The 16,771-nt window shown below is 55.9% G+C and carries 15 protein-coding genes; 7 read left to right on the top strand and 8 right to left on the bottom strand.

Annotated elements, in window-relative coordinates:
• Window positions 1–213: 213 nt before the first annotated feature.
• The 3 genes from E4T21_RS11075 to E4T21_RS11085 are packed head-to-tail and all read right to left on the bottom strand — an operon-like array spanning window position 214 to window position 3,203.
• The gene (locus E4T21_RS11075) at window positions 214–1,518 is read right to left on the bottom strand and encodes an amidohydrolase (protein ID WP_149285038.1); all 1,305 of its coding nucleotides are present in this window, start codon (window positions 1,516–1,518) and stop codon (window positions 214–216) included.
• Window positions 1,519–1,546: 28 nt separating this feature from the next.
• Window positions 1,547–2,998 carry a sodium:solute symporter family protein gene (locus E4T21_RS11080; RefSeq protein ID WP_149285039.1) on the bottom strand — a complete coding sequence of 484 codons (1,452 nt, stop codon included), beginning with the start codon at window positions 2,996–2,998 and terminating at the stop codon, window positions 1,547–1,549.
• Window positions 2,991–3,203, bottom strand: a complete 213-nt coding sequence (locus E4T21_RS11085) for a DUF3311 domain-containing protein (RefSeq protein WP_149285040.1) — start codon at window positions 3,201–3,203, stop codon at window positions 2,991–2,993. Before E4T21_RS11085 ends, E4T21_RS11080 begins: the two co-directional genes overlap by 8 nt.
• A 117-nt stretch (window positions 3,204–3,320) precedes the next feature.
• On the opposite strand from E4T21_RS11085, the gene E4T21_RS11090 reads away from it, so the two are divergent.
• The 4 genes from E4T21_RS11090 (at window position 3,321) to waaZ (ending at window position 7,541) form a co-directional block, all read left to right on the top strand.
• On the top strand, window positions 3,321–4,250 hold the full coding sequence (locus E4T21_RS11090; RefSeq protein ID WP_149285041.1) for a LysR family transcriptional regulator: 930 nt from the start codon (window positions 3,321–3,323) through the stop codon (window positions 4,248–4,250).
• A gap of 118 nt (window positions 4,251–4,368) precedes the next feature.
• The gene (locus E4T21_RS11095) at window positions 4,369–5,523 is read left to right on the top strand and encodes a pyridoxal phosphate-dependent aminotransferase (protein WP_149285042.1); all 1,155 of its coding nucleotides are present in this window, start codon (window positions 4,369–4,371) and stop codon (window positions 5,521–5,523) included.
• Between the two features lie 386 nt (window positions 5,524–5,909).
• Entirely contained in the window at window positions 5,910–6,638 is a 729-nt protein-coding gene (locus E4T21_RS11100) for a hypothetical protein (protein ID WP_187774976.1), read from the top strand.
• A gap of 123 nt (window positions 6,639–6,761) precedes the next feature.
• Window positions 6,762–7,541, top strand: a complete 780-nt coding sequence (waaZ, locus tag E4T21_RS11105; RefSeq protein WP_149285043.1) for a 3-deoxy-D-manno-oct-2-ulosonate III transferase WaaZ — start codon at window positions 6,762–6,764, stop codon at window positions 7,539–7,541.
• 117 nt (window positions 7,542–7,658) lie between these two features.
• Here the strand turns inward: waaZ and E4T21_RS11110 are convergent, their stop codons facing one another.
• Window positions 7,659–8,996: a UDP-glucose dehydrogenase family protein gene (locus tag E4T21_RS11110; protein WP_149285044.1), complete on the bottom strand. Its 1,338-nt coding sequence runs from the start codon at window positions 8,994–8,996 to the stop codon at window positions 7,659–7,661.
• Window positions 8,997–9,199: 203 nt separating this feature from the next.
• On the opposite strand from E4T21_RS11110, the gene E4T21_RS11115 reads away from it, so the two are divergent.
• Both E4T21_RS11115 and E4T21_RS11120 read left to right on the top strand, forming a co-directional pair.
• On the top strand, window positions 9,200–9,487 hold the full coding sequence (locus E4T21_RS11115; RefSeq protein ID WP_149285045.1) for a hypothetical protein: 288 nt from the start codon (window positions 9,200–9,202) through the stop codon (window positions 9,485–9,487).
• 136 nt (window positions 9,488–9,623) lie between these two features.
• On the top strand, window positions 9,624–10,385 hold the full coding sequence (locus tag E4T21_RS11120) for a FadR/GntR family transcriptional regulator (protein ID WP_240349105.1): 762 nt from the start codon (window positions 9,624–9,626) through the stop codon (window positions 10,383–10,385).
• Between the two features lie 103 nt (window positions 10,386–10,488).
• Here E4T21_RS11120 and araH read toward each other — a convergent pair whose 3' ends face one another.
• The 4 genes from araH to E4T21_RS11140 form a co-directional block, all read right to left on the bottom strand.
• Complete coding sequence (araH, locus tag E4T21_RS11125) at window positions 10,489–11,496, bottom strand: L-arabinose ABC transporter permease AraH (protein ID WP_149287161.1); 1,008 nt, start codon at window positions 11,494–11,496, stop codon at window positions 10,489–10,491.
• Between the two features lie 92 nt (window positions 11,497–11,588).
• Window positions 11,589–13,115, bottom strand: coding sequence for an L-arabinose ABC transporter ATP-binding protein AraG (gene araG, locus E4T21_RS11130; protein ID WP_149285046.1), 1,527 nt, complete (start codon window positions 13,113–13,115; stop codon window positions 11,589–11,591).
• The gene (locus E4T21_RS11135) at window positions 13,099–14,094 is read right to left on the bottom strand and encodes an arabinose ABC transporter substrate-binding protein (protein ID WP_149285047.1); all 996 of its coding nucleotides are present in this window, start codon (window positions 14,092–14,094) and stop codon (window positions 13,099–13,101) included. The genes araG and E4T21_RS11135 overlap by 17 nt, the downstream gene beginning before the upstream one ends.
• 342 nt (window positions 14,095–14,436) lie before the next feature.
• Entirely contained in the window at window positions 14,437–15,540 is a 1,104-nt protein-coding gene (locus E4T21_RS11140; RefSeq protein ID WP_240349106.1) for an aldose epimerase family protein, read from the bottom strand.
• A 200-nt stretch (window positions 15,541–15,740) separates the two neighbouring features.
• Between E4T21_RS11140 and E4T21_RS11145 the strand changes: the two genes are divergently transcribed.
• Window positions 15,741–16,706, top strand: coding sequence for a LysR substrate-binding domain-containing protein (locus E4T21_RS11145; protein ID WP_240349107.1), 966 nt, complete (start codon window positions 15,741–15,743; stop codon window positions 16,704–16,706).
• Window positions 16,707–16,771 lie beyond the last annotated feature (65 nt).

Raw genomic sequence — 16,771 nt, forward strand, 5'->3', positions numbered from 1 at the left:
CCTCCCTGCTCATCGCCTCAATGCATCACCTCAGTTGCATCAAACCAGGGCATCAAATACACCCCTGCCCCAGGAAGTCCATCCAGGCATGAACGCAAAGGGCTCCGAATGAATCGGAGCCCTTTATTTTCAAGACCGGTTGTTTTCAAGACCAGTTGTTTTCAAGACCGGTCGTGTTCATACCAGGCCATTTCTACCGACCAGAGTGAACGATTAGCGAGATAACCAGGCCAGCGCGCCCGCTGCCAGCGCCTTGACCCCAGTACGCATGGTGACCGGATTGCCTGGAAAATAATAAGGGGAATGCGGCATCTCCAGCTGGCTCATCTTTTCACTCACGCTGGTGCCAGGTGTCTGTGCCCAGCGCTCAGCCGGCGTTGCGCCCACGAACCAATAGACACAAGGAATATCATCTCCACCAAAGCCCCCTGCCGCCGCATCGCCATAGTAGGGAAAATCTTCACTCCCCCCCAGGCGGAACATGTCATACAGCGCTTCCTCTCCCAGCAACTCTGCATGCCTGGCCCGGACACGGGCTGTACTGGCAGGATCGTTGTACAGGGAGATGGTTTCCGACAGCACCTTGAACTCCGGCGGCCTGGGAGAACGTCCAGCTTCACACTCGGCGTTCACGATACGCTTGATCGCTTCGACCACCTTGGCATGAATATCATCATCAAAGGTGCGGATGTTGATCTCCATCTCTGCCGAGTGCGGGATAATGTTGCCCTGGGTACCTGCTTGCAGCTTGCCGACCGTCACCACGACGGTTTCTGTCGGCGGCATTTCCCGCGATACGATGGTCTGCAGGCGGGTAACGATATGAGCCGCGATGACAACAGGATCCACTGTCTGGGCAGGCATGGAGCCATGCCCCCCCGCACCGTGCACGGTCACCGCCAGGGTCGAGGCTGCAGCCATGGCACTGCCTTCAATATGCCCTACCGTACCGGCCAGTGCCGGCATGTTGTGCTGCCCCAGCACAACATCCGGTCGCCCGAAGCGCTCATACAAGCCATCCGCCAACATTGCCTGGGCACCACCAAAAATCTCTTCTGCAGGCTGGGCAATGAATATCGCGGTCCCCTGCCAGTGCTCACGCAGTGACATCATGACTCCTGCCGCCCCGACCAGGCAGCTCGAATGCAGATCGTGGCCGCAGGCATGCATGACAGGAACCTGGCGGCCATCCTCCGTTTCTTCCTTTCTGGTGCTGGCGTATTCGAGACCTGTTTCTTCCTTGATCGGCAAGGCGTCCAGGTCACTACGCATCATCACGCAAGGGCCGTCACCATTCTTTATTACCGCGACGACACCCGTCCCCCCCACGCCACGGGTAACCTCCAATCCTAATGCTTCCATGGCATCAGCCACCTGGGTGCTGGTCCGGTGCTCATGAAACGGCAACTCCGGATGAGCATGGAGGTCCTGATACAAAGCAGCAACCCTTTCATGCTGCGCTTCACTTGCCTTGTCGAGCAGCGTCTTCAGCGAGTCTTCGGCAATGGTCTGAGACATGAAGATTTCTCCTTTATCGTGGTCCCGATCAAGCGGCCTTGGCCTGAGACGAGTGTCTGTCGAAAATGCTTTGGCACAGCAGCAGTACTGCAACGTTGATCAACAGTCCCCAGAAACCGGCATGCCAGCCAAATGGAGGTGTCGGCAGGACGAACTGGAACAGCAGGAATACCAGGCTGCCAGCGATGGCACCCAGATAGGTCGCCCGTCGTGTCATAGTCGGGAAGAACAGAGCTCCCAGCACCATGGGCATCAGTTGCACGATCATGCCGTAGGCCCCCAGCAACAACGTCACCAATGAGGTGGGGTTGGCCAGCGCACAGACATATGCGATCAGGGAAACGAGCAACACACAGAGCTTGGTCGTTTTCACGGAGGTTGCATCGCTGGCATTGCGCATCACTGTCTGTCCCAACACATCACGAGCCAGCACAACGGCAGTGGTGTGCGCAAGATTGGCCCCCGTGGACATGGCAGCAGCCAATGCACCCGACAGCATCAGCCCAATCAACCATGCCGGGAAGTCGGATACGTTGATGACCATTTCCAGCAATACGCGGTCGGGGCTCGCCAACGGTTCCTCGGCGAATGTCAGGATGCCTGCAAAGCCAATGAACAGCAGCGGTACCAGTAGATAGGCATAAAGTGGGTAGAACACACTGACCTTGCGCAGGCTCCTGCCACTGTCAGCGGAATAGAACTTCATGAACAGATGGGGCCACATGGCACCACCAAAGGCACTGACCAGTATCGCTGTACTGAAGCCTCCCCAGCCCATGCCATTGGCACCTGGCATGGTCAGGTATTCCGGTGCCTTGGCGGCGATCTGCTCGAACATCGGTTGCACGCCACCGTAGACATGGGATGGAATCGCCAACCCCAGGCCCCAGGCCACGACGATCATCATCACGCCCTGTACCAGGTTGGTCCAGCCAATGCCATTGAGGCCGCTGGTAAATACATAGATGGCCACAACGACGAAAGCCAGCAATGCCCCCAACCAGAATGGCACCAGAGAATTTGTCGCAGCCTGGAACAGCAGTCCTGCACCGGCAATCTGCACGGTCAGGTAAGGCACCATGGCCAGAACACCGATGACGCCTGCCAGGATGCCCAGAGGTCGACTGCGATAATGATCCGCAATCAAGTCACCCTGGGTCAGATAGCCACGCTCACGACCAATGCGTGCCACCTTGGGTCCCAGGGCCCAGATGGTAATCGGCACCAATCCCAGGTAAGCCAGAATGTAAAACGATGGCGCTCCCTTGCTGTATGCCCAACCTGGAGCACCAAGGAAGGAGAAGGCAGAGAAGATCTCGGCACCGAGAATGAAGAACAGAATCAGCACGCCGACATGACGACCGCTTGCGACGTAGTTTTCCAGATTGGAAGGCCCTTTGCTCTTGGCTCGCACACCAACCCATAGCACAACAGCCAGATATGCCAGGGTGATGCCCGTCACCAGGATGGAATCAGTCATTCTGCTGGCCTCCGTGCCGAATCACATAAGCGATCCACATGCCAGCAAACAGCACCAGCATCCACAACACATACCAGAAGAAGAAGAACGGCAGACCGAGTACATAGGGTTCGATGCGATTGGCGATTAATGCACCAGGCCAGATCATGGCCAATACACATACAAGAAAATGCAGCGCCACACCGAAGTGATACGTCTTGCTCATAGGCTAACCCATTATGTTGTTGGAGTTGGGAGAAGGGTCTTATCACTATGGTGGCGTTCAACACATAGCAAAAATATTTATAATAGATACCATCGATAACATTTTGGTATGGCCACCATGGAATTTCGCCAATTGCGTTACTTCCTCGCTATCGTGGAAGCGGGTTCGGTATCTGCGGCCAGCCGCAGGATACATGTGGCACAGCCTGCGCTGACCCGACAGATCAAGCTACTTGAGGAGGACCTGAATACCCGGCTGTTTGAACGTCATGCCCGCGGCATGGTACTGACCATGGCTGGACGCGCACTGGTCGAAGAAGCCAAGGAGTTACTCACCAAGCGCGATGAGCTACGCGGGCGCCTGGCATCCCTGGGAAGTGGCACCGTTGGCCGGTTGAGCATCGGCATCACGCCTACGTATCTTTGGCAATCCTGGGCAACGACACTGCTACGTAACTTTCGCCGTGACTATCCGGGCATTGCGCTGGAGATATTTCCTCTTCTCTCCGGCCCCCAGCTCGAACGCCTGCGTGATAACAGCCTGGAAGCAGGACTGATGTACTTGCATCATGATGACGAAGCAGGCATCAGCAGCATGGAAGTACATCGAGACACCTTGATACTGGCAATGCCCATGGATTCCGAGTGGGTCTCCAACCCTCCTGACAGCCTTTCTCAGCTCAGTAATGCCGACTTCATATGGGGCTTCCGCTGGGCCTCACCTTCCTATTACGACCGCATGATAGAACACTTCCATCACCTGGGGTTTCAGCCCAAGGTGGTGCAGTATGGTGCTGACAACTCGGCTATTCTCAGCATGGTATCTGCCGGTCTAGGGCTTGCCATCGTACCCGACTCGGCCAGTGCCAACCCAGTCCCAGGGATATGCTTCCTGCGCCTTCCGGAACTGGATGCCTGCGATATGCCTCTGCGCTTTGCCTGGAGCAAGGACAACGATTCACCAATACTGGCCAACATGGTTCACCTTGTGCAGGAGCATGTCGACTTCTTGCGCCAACGGCAGGCCCAGCCTGGCGCTGGTTGCTGACCTGCTACCGGTCTATTTACTGGCCCGTCTACTGCTCTCGGCATGCTGCCAGGAGCGACTCCGAACAAGCACCGCCTGCCTGCAAAATGCTACCTTGGCAGCAACCACAGGAGACATCATGTCAAAAGACGCCAAGCCGACAAGGGCTATACAAGGACAAACACAGCCACGCTTCGCAGATCATCTCTATCACCCTGGCCCTGACAATCCTTTCCCAGGTATCTGGGCTCTGCAACGGCACCTTGGCCATGCCATCCCCCATCGCCTGGGATCCAACGAGGGCCTGGACATGCCCCACCAGGCGCTTCGTCAGCACTTCGGCGATGCCATGGTCGAACATGCCTACTGCTATGGCGATGCCGAGGCCTTTGGCGTGCGCCAGCGACTCGTTCGTCACTACGGCTTCGATCTGGACAACCTGCTGGTCGATGCCGGTTGCGATAGCCTCCTGGCGCTGGCTTTGCGTGCAACCGCGCCGGCCGGCACCACAGTGGTCAGTTCCGCCGGCACCTACCCTACCTTTGGCTATTTCGCCAAGGGCCAAGGCTGTCGCCTGGTCGAAGTGGATTATCAGGAAAGCGACTCACAGCTGGCCCCCGACCTCGATGCCCTGGCCCAGGCAGCTCATCAGCATCAGGCACGCCTCGTCTATCTGGCCAATCCAGATAATCCCACGGGTCACTTGCATACCCTGGACCGTATTGAATGCTTGCGCCGAGAGCTTCCAAGGGACTGTTGGCTGTTGCTGGATGAGGCCTACCATGACTTCCGCGATGACGCAGATCACCCGGACTTTCGCCAAGCACTTTCCGGAGTGATTCGCTGTCGAACATTATCCAAGGCACATGGCCTGGCCGGCTTGCGTGTCGGTTTTGCCATCGCCCAGCCCGATGTCATCGCCATGCTGCAAAAAGTTCGCATTCACTATGCAGTATCTGCGCTCAGCCTGGCTGCCGCCGAAGTGATACTCGACCACCCGGAAGAATCCCGTCGCCATATCCGGGATGTCATGAGCCGCCGTGAAAAGCTGGCAGCACACTTTCGCAGGCTCGGTGGAGACGTCCTTGACAGTGCCACCAACTTTATTGGCATCCGCCTGGCAAATGCGGACCTTGCCGCCCAGGTACATGCTGACTTGCTGGCAGAAGGCAAGCTGGTAGCACGTGCCGCCCATCCAGCGCTTGGGCATGTACTGCGCGTCACTGCGCTTGAGGATGCACTGGTACCTGGCAGGCTGGCGCGACTGGAGAAAGCTATTCAAAAGAATAACTAATACATATTTATTACTTTCACCATATGCAGATAATTACTTTGTATTATCAACACCATTCTTTTTAACCATAAGACTACACCCCTGCTATGTGCGCCCCCTTAAAATCGTAAGCGCTAAAGCAAGGAGCTCTTTCTTGGCACAGTGCCTTCTGTTATATCTGTTCTAGCACCAACCAGAAGATGCAAAAAATATGCAAGGCCATGAAAGTTTGACCTCAATCATTTAAACCATCAAGGCTTCAGCCAATCATCCCGTGCAATGAAGTCCTTTACCTCTTATCAGGAATATGTCGCGCTGCTGATATTCGATGCATTGCTGATGCTCGATGAAAGGGGCTATGTAAAGGCTATGGCACGAGATAAATGAACAGGGTTGAACTGAAGAACATGACAAATACCTATCTGGCTCAAGACCAGAGCATGACAACGGCTCCACGGGCAACGCGCGTATGCGTACTGCGCACAGGAGGCGATTACTCCCCTGAACATGTTCAGTGGCTAGCTCAACAGATCCCTGGCCTGGTATGCCTGTCTGATGCGACCGTGGAAGGCGTCCCGACCATCGAGATCCCCACTCGCTGGCCGGGCTGGTGGGCCAAGATGCACCTGTTTGACCCGACACTGATTGCAGGAGACCTGCTGTACTTCGACCTGGACACGGTTGTCGTTGGCTCACTTGAGGGCCTGGATGCTGGCGTCACCACCCTGCTGTCCGACTTCCACAATCCAGCGCTACTCAACAGCAGCTTGATGTATATCACAGCAGCCGACAAGGAAAAGGTCTGGAAAGCCTGGAACACATCCCCCTCGAAACATATGGATCGTTGCCGTACTCGTGAGTGCTGGGGCGACCAAGGGTTTCTTGGCTCGCTGCTTGAACCACAGCGCTGGCAGGACCTTTTTCCCGGCCGCATTGTCAGCTACAAGAAAGACTGCCGTGATCAACAGTTGCCCGAAGGCGCCGACATTGTCTGTTTCCATGGAGAGCCCCGCCCCTGGGCAATCGAAGCTCCCTGGGTTCCCCCATTCCATGGCACGCAAGACAACAGTGCAACCCGCTATAAACCCAGGCGCCGCACGACACTGCTAGAACGGCTGAAACGGCTCCTGGCATAACGCAATCATCTCCTGAGACAGCAGCTATCCCATACAGACCATCCATACATCAATGTCTTGATGGAAATTAAAAGTAGTCGATAAGACAGGGAAAGTATCAGGAGAGCAGGGAAAACATCGCAGATGAGTCATTCAACATTCGGGTTACAGCAATCTATCAGTCATTTGTCTGAAGCGAGAAGAACCGACAGTGTCATTATATTCCTGTCTGGTCCTTCGTCTTCGGACACACCACTCTCCTCGCTCAGTGAGTATGACACGATTTGCGTCAATGGCTCTGCTGAGTATCTCATTGTCAGAGGGGTGAAGCCTTTTATCTACCTGGTGACAGACCACAACTATTTCAAGAGAAATTCACAAGCATTCTTCAGGCAGGCCTCCCAGTGCCATCATACGGTCATCTCCAAGGAGCTGTTTGATGTTGCCATCCAGACTCACAGGGATGCAATCAGACAACTTTCCCCTACCGTCATTCATAGAGCCTGCAAGAGCAAGAAAGGTGGAATAAAGAATTTCATTCGCCTGAAATTCAAATACTGGAACAGACGCGAAATCACCTACACAGCACCTTTGAGAAAAAGCGGCATCATCTACGGTTATAGCCGTGACATTCGGTTCGGCTACTTCCATGCGCGTACGGTGGCCTACGCCGCCACTCAATTGGCGGAAAGCTTATCTTACAGCAGAGTGTACTTCTCAGGTTTCGACATGACGGGAGCTTCCGGGCGCTTTTATGACAGCAAGGGAGCTCCCCAGGAAAAGACTACCCTCGATGAAGACTACGACACCATCCTCAATGCTCTGAGGTGCATGAAAGAAAATTCAAGAATAGAAACCTACAACTTGTCGAGGAACACAAGGATTCCCTACCACCTCATTCCGTTTGCAGAATCAGTTGAATGACCATCGTCGCCCTGTCTTCCATCTCGCAACAGTTCCTCTTTCAGATGTAGAGCAGGCCTGGAATATTTCCAGGCCTGCTCTACTCCCAAACACTGCTCGTCAAGGGACTCTTAGCTGCTATACCACCAAGGAATCTCCCCGGCCGACGGCATAATACATGAGCCCCGCCTCGCGAACTGCCTCGGTATCATAGAGGTTACGTCCATCCACGATCACCGGCATGGCCAGTTGCTCCTTGAGCCAGTGGAAATCGACGGAACGGAACTCTTTCCACTCGGTACAGATCACCAAGGCATCCGCACCCTTCACGGCCTGCACACGGTCTCCAGCCAGTACCAGGTCGTCACGTTCGCCATAGATCCGACGACACTCGCGCATCGCTTCCGGGTCATAGGCCTGTACCTTGGCTCCCGCCTGCCACAAGGCTTCCATCAGGGTACGGCTCGGCGCATCACGCATATCATCGGTGTTGGGCTTGAATGACAATCCCCAGACGGCAATGGTGCGCCCTTTCAGATTGCCATCGAAGGCATTCGACAACTTGGTGAACAGCGTCTGCTTCTGGCGGTTGTTGACCGCTTCTACCGCACCCAGTAGCTCGGCGTCATAGTCGATGTCACGCGCCGTACGTTCCAGCGCCTGCACATCCTTGGGAAAGCAGGAGCCGCCGTAACCGCACCCCGGATAGATGAAGTGGTAACCAATGCGCGGATCACTGCCGATGCCTCGACGCACCTGCTCCACATCAGCCCCCAGGCGCTCGGCCAGGTTGGCGATCTCGTTCATGAAGCTGATCTTGGTGGCCAGCATGGCATTGGCCGCATACTTGGTCAGCTCGGCCGCCCGCACATCCATGAACATCAGCTTTTCCTGAAGGCGAATGTAAGGCGCATAGCACTCACGCATCAGGCGCTTGACCCGCTCGGAGTCGGTCCCCACGATGATCCGGGCTCCGTGGGTGAAGTCTTCGATAGCGGCCCCTTCCTTGAGAAACTCAGGGTTGGAACACACTTCGACCTTCAGATCGACACCACGGCTGTCCAGGCGTTCCTGCACCGTCGCCAGCACCTTGTCCGCCGTCCCCACCGGCACAGTGGACTTGTCGACCACGACCTTGTCTTCCTGCATGTACTCGCCGATGGTCTCCGCAACCGCCAACACATACTTGAGGTCCGCACTGCCGTCCTCATCCGGCGGCGTGCCCACCGCGATGAACTGCAGCTCACCAAAGCCCACCGCCACTTCGGGATCCGTGGTGAAGCGCAACCGCCCCGTCGCCACATTGGCCTTGACCATGGACTCCAGTCCCGGCTCATAGATCGGGATCTCTCCCTCCTTGAGGCGAGCAATCTTGTCGGTATCCACATCCATGCACATGACATCGTGGCCAACGTCGGCCAGACAGGTGCCGGTCACCAGCCCCACATAACCTGTGCCAAAAATGGTGATTTTCATGCCCTGTCTCCCAAATCCTTTCATCCCGAACAATGATGATGATGCCCAAGATGATATCACCGATAAGCCGAAGTCTCGCGACAAGCCGACTGCACAAAGAAACGCTTGTTGGGCGGCTGCCAACATCCCCAGATATTAGACGTTGGTCTAATCCAGGGTAAGCGATATACTACAAACATCCCGTTGACCAGAGGGCCCATGACATGGGTGCCATCGCCCAACATATCGACACCGATCCTCGTATCGACCTGGCACGATTCGCCAATGCCCTCTATCGCCTTGGCGGCGTACTGGAGATGCTAACCGATATGCACTTTGGCCTGGATGCCAATACGGTGGGTGCCATGACACAGGATAGCCAGGGCAGCGCTCGTCTGCGGCGCTTGCTGAACAGCGGTACGGTTGCCTATAGCCCCAAGGGTCGCTTGATCCTCAGTCAGGAAGGTCGCGAGCTCGCTTTCGACATGTTCGGCGTCGGTGCCTGCGACTGAATTTCCTCTCACCATCCCGAACCCCGGCCTGCCATTTATCGAGGCCCGTTGCGGTGCAAAGCCTAACTCTGTGATGTGATTGTGAAAATGTTGAACATTCGCTAGCATCTTCGGGGTTGTCCTGCGGAGTCTTAGCGTGCCCCATCACCCTGTCAGCGTGTCAAAACGTCCCAGTATCGCCGAATATCTGGCTGAAGCCATTTTTTCGGGTCGCTATCAACCCAGTGACTTCGTCCCCAAGGAAGTGGATCTGGCCACACAGTTCTCCATCAATCGTTCCGCCGTACGCAGCGATCTGCGTCAGTTGGTGGATGCAGGTATCATTGAACGCATTTCCGGACATGGTTCCAAAGTGCGTGCCTTCGAGTCATGGAATATCCTGGATCCTCAGGTGACCGAGTGGATGACCCGGTATGCTGCACCCAATCCCGACATTCAACGAGAGATCCTCGCTTTCCGGCTTGATGTCGAGCCCTATGTCGCCATGACGGCAGCACGTCGTGCCACAGCACGGGACCTGGTCGCCATCGAAGAAGCCTTTGATGGCATGGCGCGGGAGATGCAGAACCAACTTGGCAACAAGCGTCTTCACAGCGACTACGATATCGCTTTCCACGTGGCGATCTTCAAGGCCACCCGCAATATCGTCTGGTCACAACTGTCACATATCCTGCGTCCAGCCATCTCGCTATTGATCGAAAGCTCCAATGAAAGCGCCACTGATCCCGAGGCCAGCCTTGAGCGTCATCGACAACTGATGGAGGCCATTCGGGCCAGGGCTCCGGAAGAAGCCTTTCGTGCGGCTCAGGCGGTACTGGCGGGTACTGCCGATGCCTTGGGCATACGCCCAGGCGATGCCATTCTGGGCAGTGCCTGGGCGCCTCCTCCTGCTCTGTAAGCCTGGGCCTGTAAAAGCGCATCTTTAAAATGGCAAGAATGGAGCACGATGCCTGAACGTAGCAGCGCATGTTGGCCAACTGCAGCGGCCAACTACTCTTCGCTCATGCACGCGTTCTACGGGTCTGCTTCCAGCGATCAAACATGACGGCCAGCAGCAGGATAGCCCCGCGCACCAGGTACTGGTAGAAGGTCGGTACATTGAGCAGGCCCATGGCATTCTGCACGCAGCCCATGATCAACACCCCGACCAGCACACCGGTGATGGAAGCGATGCCGCCGGACAGAGCGACGCCGCCAAGCACGCAGGCTGAAATGACGGCAAGTTCCAGACCCAATGCGGTATTGGGATCGCCCAACCCCATGCGGGATGTCAGCAACACCCCTGCAATACCAGCCACCACTCCCTGCAATCCAAATACGATGATCTTCAGGCGTCGAACATTGACGCCCGCCAGTGCAGCCGCTTCGGCGTTACCTCCTGTCGCAAGCACATTACGACCAAAAGCCGTCATGTTGAGTACGACACCAAAGATGATGAAACAGGCAATCATGGCCCAGACGGGCAATGTCAGGCCAAACAGTGAGGCACTGCCCAGGTCGAAGAAAGCCGGTACCGTAATCATCACGGCATCACCACCAGAGGTGATATAAGCCAACCCGCGCACAAACTCCATGGCAGCCAGAGTGGCAATCAGTGAATTGATGCCAAAGCGCGCCACGACGAAGCCATTGAAGGCCCCTACCGCTCCACCTGCGGCGATACCGCCCGCAACCCCGATCACGACACTGCCCGATGTGCTGGTGAGTATTGCAGCGACGACCCCGGTAAAGGCGACAATAGAGGCCACCGACAAATCAACCTCTCCCAGCGCCAGCACCAGCATCATGGTCGTCGCAATGGTGCCGATCAGCGTCACCGACAGAAACAGTCCCACCATATTGCGCCCGGTCAGGAAGTCCGGAATGAACACTGACAGGCCAATAAACAGCACGATGAAGATTGCAATCAATCCAGAAGTATCGATCAGTGTTCGTAATGGTTTGGTCAAGCCCTCACGGCCTGCAGCGTGCTCGTTCGGCGTGCTTGCACGCTCTTCTTCATTCTCCATCACGTGATGCGTCGTCATAACTTGTCACTCTTTTTTATTGTCACTCGGTTGGTCATGTGGCGCTGCGGTCTTGTGACGTTACTGCACGAAGCTCATGCAGGAAGCGCCAGGCCCAGCAAGCGCTCAGGGCTGGCTTCCGCGCGGGGCACGATCTCCATCAACTGACCATCGCGCATCACGCCAACTCGATCGCATATGGCACTGACCTCAGCCAGGTCACTGGAGATCACCACCACGCTCTTGCCCTGATCGGCCAAGTCATACAACAACGAGTAGATATCCCTGCGTGCACCGACATCGATTCCCCGGGTCGGCTCATCCATCACGAACAGCTCGATGTCCTCGGCAAGCCAACGGGCCAGGATTACCTTCTGCTGATTTCCTCCGGACAGTGTCGAGATACGCGTCCTTGGCCCGGGTGTCTTGATACTCAAGCGCTGTATGTAATCCAGGGTATTTTCCGTCTCCCGGCGTGGGTGACGCAGCCATCCCAGGCGCTTGAAAAAACGGCGACAGCTGATATTGAGGTTGTCGGAGACGCTGGCGCTCGGAAAGATGCCCTGGGATTTGCGGTCCTCTGGGCATAAGGCGATACCTGCCTGGATAGCCTGTCCGGGGGAGGAAAAACGACAGGCCTCTCCCTGGAAACTCACGACACCTGACGTTGGTGTTTCTACGCCACACACCAGGCGCATCAGCTCAGAACGGCCTGCTCCCACCAGGCCAAACAGCCCAAACAGCTCACCGCGATGAACATCGAAACTCACTGGGGCAGATAGACCGGGGCCCTCGAGCCCCGCGATATTCAGCAATACTTCCCCCACCTCTCGGGAGCGATAGCCGTACACATCATCGATATCGCGGCCGACCATCTCGCTGACCAGGGTGTCATGATCGAGCCCATCCATATGCTCATGAGTACGAATATGGCGACCATCACGAAATACCGTGACCGCATCGCACATCTCGAACACCTCTTCCATGCGGTGCGTCACATAGAGCACTACGCGCCCTTCATCCCGCAGGCGCTTGACGATACGCTTGAGCTGGCGAGTCTCTTGAACCGACAGGCTGCTGGTCGGTTCATCGAACGCGATGACCTTGGCATCCCGTAACAGCGCTCGCCCTATCTCGATCATCTGCTGCTGACCGATCGACAACTCTCTCACTTTGGTTGCAGGGCGTACGCCCAACTCGCCAAGCTCTTCAAGAATTTCCTGGGCCCGACGATACATGCGCCGACGATCAAGAAATCCACGCCTTTCAGGCAACTGGCCAAGCAACAGGTTTTCTGCCACGGAAAGATTGGGCGACAACGTCAATTCCTGATAGATGATGGCAATGCCCTTTGCCAACGCCTCCCGGGCATTGGCAAAGACATGTCGCTGCCCATCCAGCACGACCGCTCCTGCATTGACACGGTTGACACCACTCAGCACCTTGAGCAATGTCGACTTGCCTGCGCCGTTCTCCCCCATCAGGGCATGCACTTCTCCAGCCTTGGCCGAGAAGCTCACCCCATCCAGGGCACGCACACCAGGGAACTCCACCGTGACGCCATCGACCTGCAGGTAAGGGATATCGCTCGCCTCATCAGAGGATTCACAGACCGAGTTCATCGCGCACCTGCTCCCAATTGCTCCGTGTCATCAGGGTGCCTTGCGTTTCCACATTGGCAGAAGGTTCTACATCTTCCGTTACCCAGCGATAGAGACTATCGGCCGTCTCGCGACCATGAGAGGTGGAACTGACGGCCACCGTGGCATAAAAGCCAGTAGGACGTTCCCGGGAAAACTCGGCAAACGCCGCCCCTGACCCGTTGATGCCCACGCCAATGACATCATCCGCCGCCAGGCCATACTGTTCCGTGGCCCGAACGCCCCCCAGCACACTTTCCTCATTCAAGGCGTAGATGACCCAGTGCTCGAAATCCCCATTCTTGGAGATCACCGGAGAGGCAGCGGAAAAGGCACTGGAAGTATCGGTATTCTGTTGAGGAGCATCGAAGATATTGGCTTCAACAAAGCCTCTTTCCAGCAAGGCATCGCTAGCCCCGTCAGTACGTTCCTTGGCTGTCGGCAGCTCATAGTTGGTGATGCGCAGAGCCGCAACCTCAGCAGGGTCCCAGCCACGAGCTTCCATTTCATCAGCAATCGCATTGCCTACCTGCTGGCCGATCTTGTAGCCCGACATCCCTAGATGTGGAACCCCCTCCAATGGCGCGCCATCACCACCGACGAAGCGGTCGTCCACCGTAATGACCTTCATGCCATACTGATTGGCCCGGTGCATGATCGACTGCCCCAGGCGTACGTCCGGTGGACAGATGACAAACCCCTGGGCGCCCTGTGAGTTCAGGTTATCGATGGCACTGAGTACCTGTTGGCCATCTTCTCCTGCCAGACGTACCACCTTGAACCCTTTCTCTGCCCCGAGTGCAGTAGCCGCCTTCTGCTCATTGATGAACCATGCCTGCTCAGGCTTCTTGACGATGAAGCCAAGGATCACTTCATCATCCGCCGCCAACACATGGGCTGAAGTGGACAGCAGTACTGCAGAACCTAACATGGCAGATGCCAATAACGACCGTGGTTTCATCTCGTTCTCCTTCCTGGCATGAACGTTGTTGTGATAATTGTTGTGATGATTGTTGTTGTGCTGATTGTTGTGATGGCTTCAATCAAGCTGTTGTATCAGCTGGTGCATCAGTCGTTACCTGCCTGCCATAGGTAGGCAGGTAACGATGAGATAACTCACGCAGCCTAGGCCGCCTTTCAATAACCATCTAATGGCATAATTCTTCGTTATCGATACCCAAATGCATATCACTAACCTGCAAAGGACCACGCCACCCGGAGGTGGCGTGACGGCGGGCATGAATTGGCCAGACTAAAGTGGCAATACCGATAGCCGGAAGCTGAAACGTTCTGCTTGTTGCTGCTACTGCGGCACCGAAGAAAACACGTACCGAGTATGGCTAAGATAGGTCTCTTCAGGTGTCAGCAAGGTCGAAGGAAAGTCCGGCTGATTGGGCGAATCGGGATAATGCTGGGTTTCCAGGGCGAAGCCTGAGCGCTGCTGATAAGGCACGCCAGACTTTCCCGTCAGGCTGCCATCAAGGAAATTTCCCGAATAGAACTGTATGCCTGGCTCCGACGTATACACCTCCATGACTCTGCCACTGCGCGGAGCCTCTACCCGGGCAGCCAGTACCAGCTCCTCTGCAGCGGCCTCACCACGGTCGATCACGAAATTGTGATCATAGCCCTTGCCCCTCAGCAACTGCTGATCATCCTCATCAATACGGCTGCCGATTGCTACAGGGGTGCGAAAATCCAATGGTGAGTTGTCCAGTGAGCGGACATCTCCAAGAGGAATCAAGGCATCATCCACCGGCGTGAAACCACTGGCATTGATCATCAAGCGGTGTGCCAGTATGTCGCCACTCCCTTCTCCATCGAGATTGAAATAACTGTGCTGGGTGAGATTGACGGGGGTTGTCGCCGTGGTGGATGCCTCATAACGAATATCCAATGCATTATCATCGGTCAGGGTATAACGCACCTGTGCCCGCAGTGTCCCGGGATACCCCTGATCCCCATCGGGACTTTCAAGCGTCAGCAGCAGCCCGACAGCATGCTCCTCTTCGAATGCTTGTGCCTGCCATAACCGACGATCAAAACCTTGTGTGCCGCCATGCAGATGATTGTCACCATCATTGGCAGGCAGCCGATATGTCTTGCCATCAATACTGAAGCTCGCTCCCGCAATGCGGTTGCCATAACGGCCAATGAGAGCACCAAAATATGGATTGGCCCGCTGGTATGCTGGAGCCAGGTAGTCTTCCAGATGATCAAAGCCCAGCACGATGTCATCCAGATTTCCCTCATCATCGGGAACCTTGAGAGACACGATGGTGCCACCATATGGCGTGACAGCCATTTCCATGCCGTTGGCGTTGACCAGACGATAGAGTGAAACCTCGCGACCATCGTCGAGTTGTCCAAATGGAACAGAACTCACGGAAGGAGGGGATTTCTGCATTGACGCGTCCTCATCCTTGGTTATCGCCATCGTAGACGATATAGAGCCGGCAATAGCTAGCGCACAGACCATCACCGAACAGATCCTTGGCGGCATGTCGCAATTCTCCTGTGGGATATCCCCTTACCCTGGACACCCCGAGCCTTAACCGCTAATACTGCTCAAAGCCAATTTTGATACTCATTCGGTTATCACTGAACATGTCCCGCCATATGCCTCCACATCATCTCGCTCCAGACTGGTTCATCAATGTCCGACTAAAGTTACGTCATCTGGAACTGTTTACGGCCCTCGACGATCATCGCAACCTCCATCGGGCTGCTGCCAGCCTGGCCATCAGTCAGCCTGCCGCTTCAAAGCTGTTGGGCGACATCGAGGATCGGCTCGGACTCAAGCTGTTCGAGCGACACCCTCGCGGTCTGGAGCCCAACTGGTATGGGGAAGTCGTGATACGCCATGCCCGAGACATGCTGGCATCGCTGAAACAGACGGGAGATGAACTCAACGCCATACAGGCAGGCAATGCCGGCACAGTGGCGGTAGGTACCGTCATGGATCCTGCCGTCACCCTGCTGTCTCAGGCTCTTGAGGCTACCCGCAAAAGCTTGCCGGGCCTGCATATCAGCGTCGACGTGGATGTCAGCCAAGCGCTGATCCCCCGGCTGCAGGAGGGCCAGTTGGATATGGCGCTATGCCGTATTCCACTTGGCTTCGATACTCGTCCCTTCATCTTCGAGGAAATCGGCGAAGAAGCTACGTGCTTCGTGTGTCGCCATGACCACCCCCTGGCCATCACCGCCACCCCCTCCCTCACAGAGATGATGCAATATCCCTGGGCACTACAGCCCCCGGGCGCATTGATGCGCCAGCGCTTCGATCATCTGCTGATGTACCATGACCTGATCCCTCCCAGACAGATCGTCGACACTTCGGACATCCTGGTATCACTAGCGCTGGTGTCCTCCACCGATACACTGGCAATGACCACTCGCGAGGTCGCAGAGCTGTTGTGCGATCCTCAACGCTTCTGTCTGCTGCCGACCCAGGAAGCCCTGAATGTCCAACCTTATGGCCTGGTGACGCTGCGCGAAAAGCGTTTATCGCCAGGGGCCGCAGCGCTGACTACCAAGTTGCGCAGCATTATCCGTCAACAGCAGACCCCGTAGCGAAAAAGCCATGGAAAGTCGCGAAAAGTGTCCGACTACCGCCTTATTCGACAAACGCCTCGACA

Source organism: Halomonas binhaiensis, assembly GCF_008329985.2.
In the GTDB taxonomy this organism is placed as follows: domain Bacteria; phylum Pseudomonadota; class Gammaproteobacteria; order Pseudomonadales; family Halomonadaceae; genus Halomonas; species Halomonas binhaiensis.

What these genes read in the sequence shown, in the direction of transcription:
- E4T21_RS11110 (WP_149285044.1), bottom strand. Translation starts at nt 8,996, where the DNA reads ATGAAAATCACCATTTTTGGCACAGGTTATGTGGGGCTGGTGACCGGC.
- E4T21_RS11115 (WP_149285045.1), top strand. Translation starts at nt 9,200, where the DNA reads ATGGGTGCCATCGCCCAACATATCGACACCGATCCTCGTATCGACCTG.
- araG (WP_149285046.1), bottom strand. Translation starts at nt 13,115, where the DNA reads ATGAACTCGGTCTGTGAATCCTCTGATGAGGCGAGCGATATCCCTTAC.
- E4T21_RS11100 (WP_187774976.1), top strand. Translation starts at nt 5,910, where the DNA reads ATGACAAATACCTATCTGGCTCAAGACCAGAGCATGACAACGGCTCCA.
- E4T21_RS11135 (WP_149285047.1), bottom strand. Translation starts at nt 14,094, where the DNA reads ATGAAACCACGGTCGTTATTGGCATCTGCCATGTTAGGTTCTGCAGTA.
- araH (WP_149287161.1), bottom strand. Translation starts at nt 11,496, where the DNA reads ATGGAGAATGAAGAAGAGCGTGCAAGCACGCCGAACGAGCACGCTGCA.
- E4T21_RS11090 (WP_149285041.1), top strand. Translation starts at nt 3,321, where the DNA reads ATGGAATTTCGCCAATTGCGTTACTTCCTCGCTATCGTGGAAGCGGGT.
- E4T21_RS11085 (WP_149285040.1), bottom strand. Translation starts at nt 3,203, where the DNA reads ATGAGCAAGACGTATCACTTCGGTGTGGCGCTGCATTTTCTTGTATGT.
- E4T21_RS11075 (WP_149285038.1), bottom strand. Translation starts at nt 1,518, where the DNA reads ATGTCTCAGACCATTGCCGAAGACTCGCTGAAGACGCTGCTCGACAAG.
- E4T21_RS11145 (WP_240349107.1), top strand. Translation starts at nt 15,741, where the DNA reads ATGTCCCGCCATATGCCTCCACATCATCTCGCTCCAGACTGGTTCATC.
- E4T21_RS11140 (WP_240349106.1), bottom strand. Translation starts at nt 15,540, where the DNA reads ATGCAGAAATCCCCTCCTTCCGTGAGTTCTGTTCCATTTGGACAACTC.
- E4T21_RS11095 (WP_149285042.1), top strand. Translation starts at nt 4,369, where the DNA reads ATGTCAAAAGACGCCAAGCCGACAAGGGCTATACAAGGACAAACACAG.
- E4T21_RS11080 (WP_149285039.1), bottom strand. Translation starts at nt 2,998, where the DNA reads ATGACTGATTCCATCCTGGTGACGGGCATCACCCTGGCATATCTGGCT.
- waaZ (WP_149285043.1), top strand. Translation starts at nt 6,762, where the DNA reads ATGAGTCATTCAACATTCGGGTTACAGCAATCTATCAGTCATTTGTCT.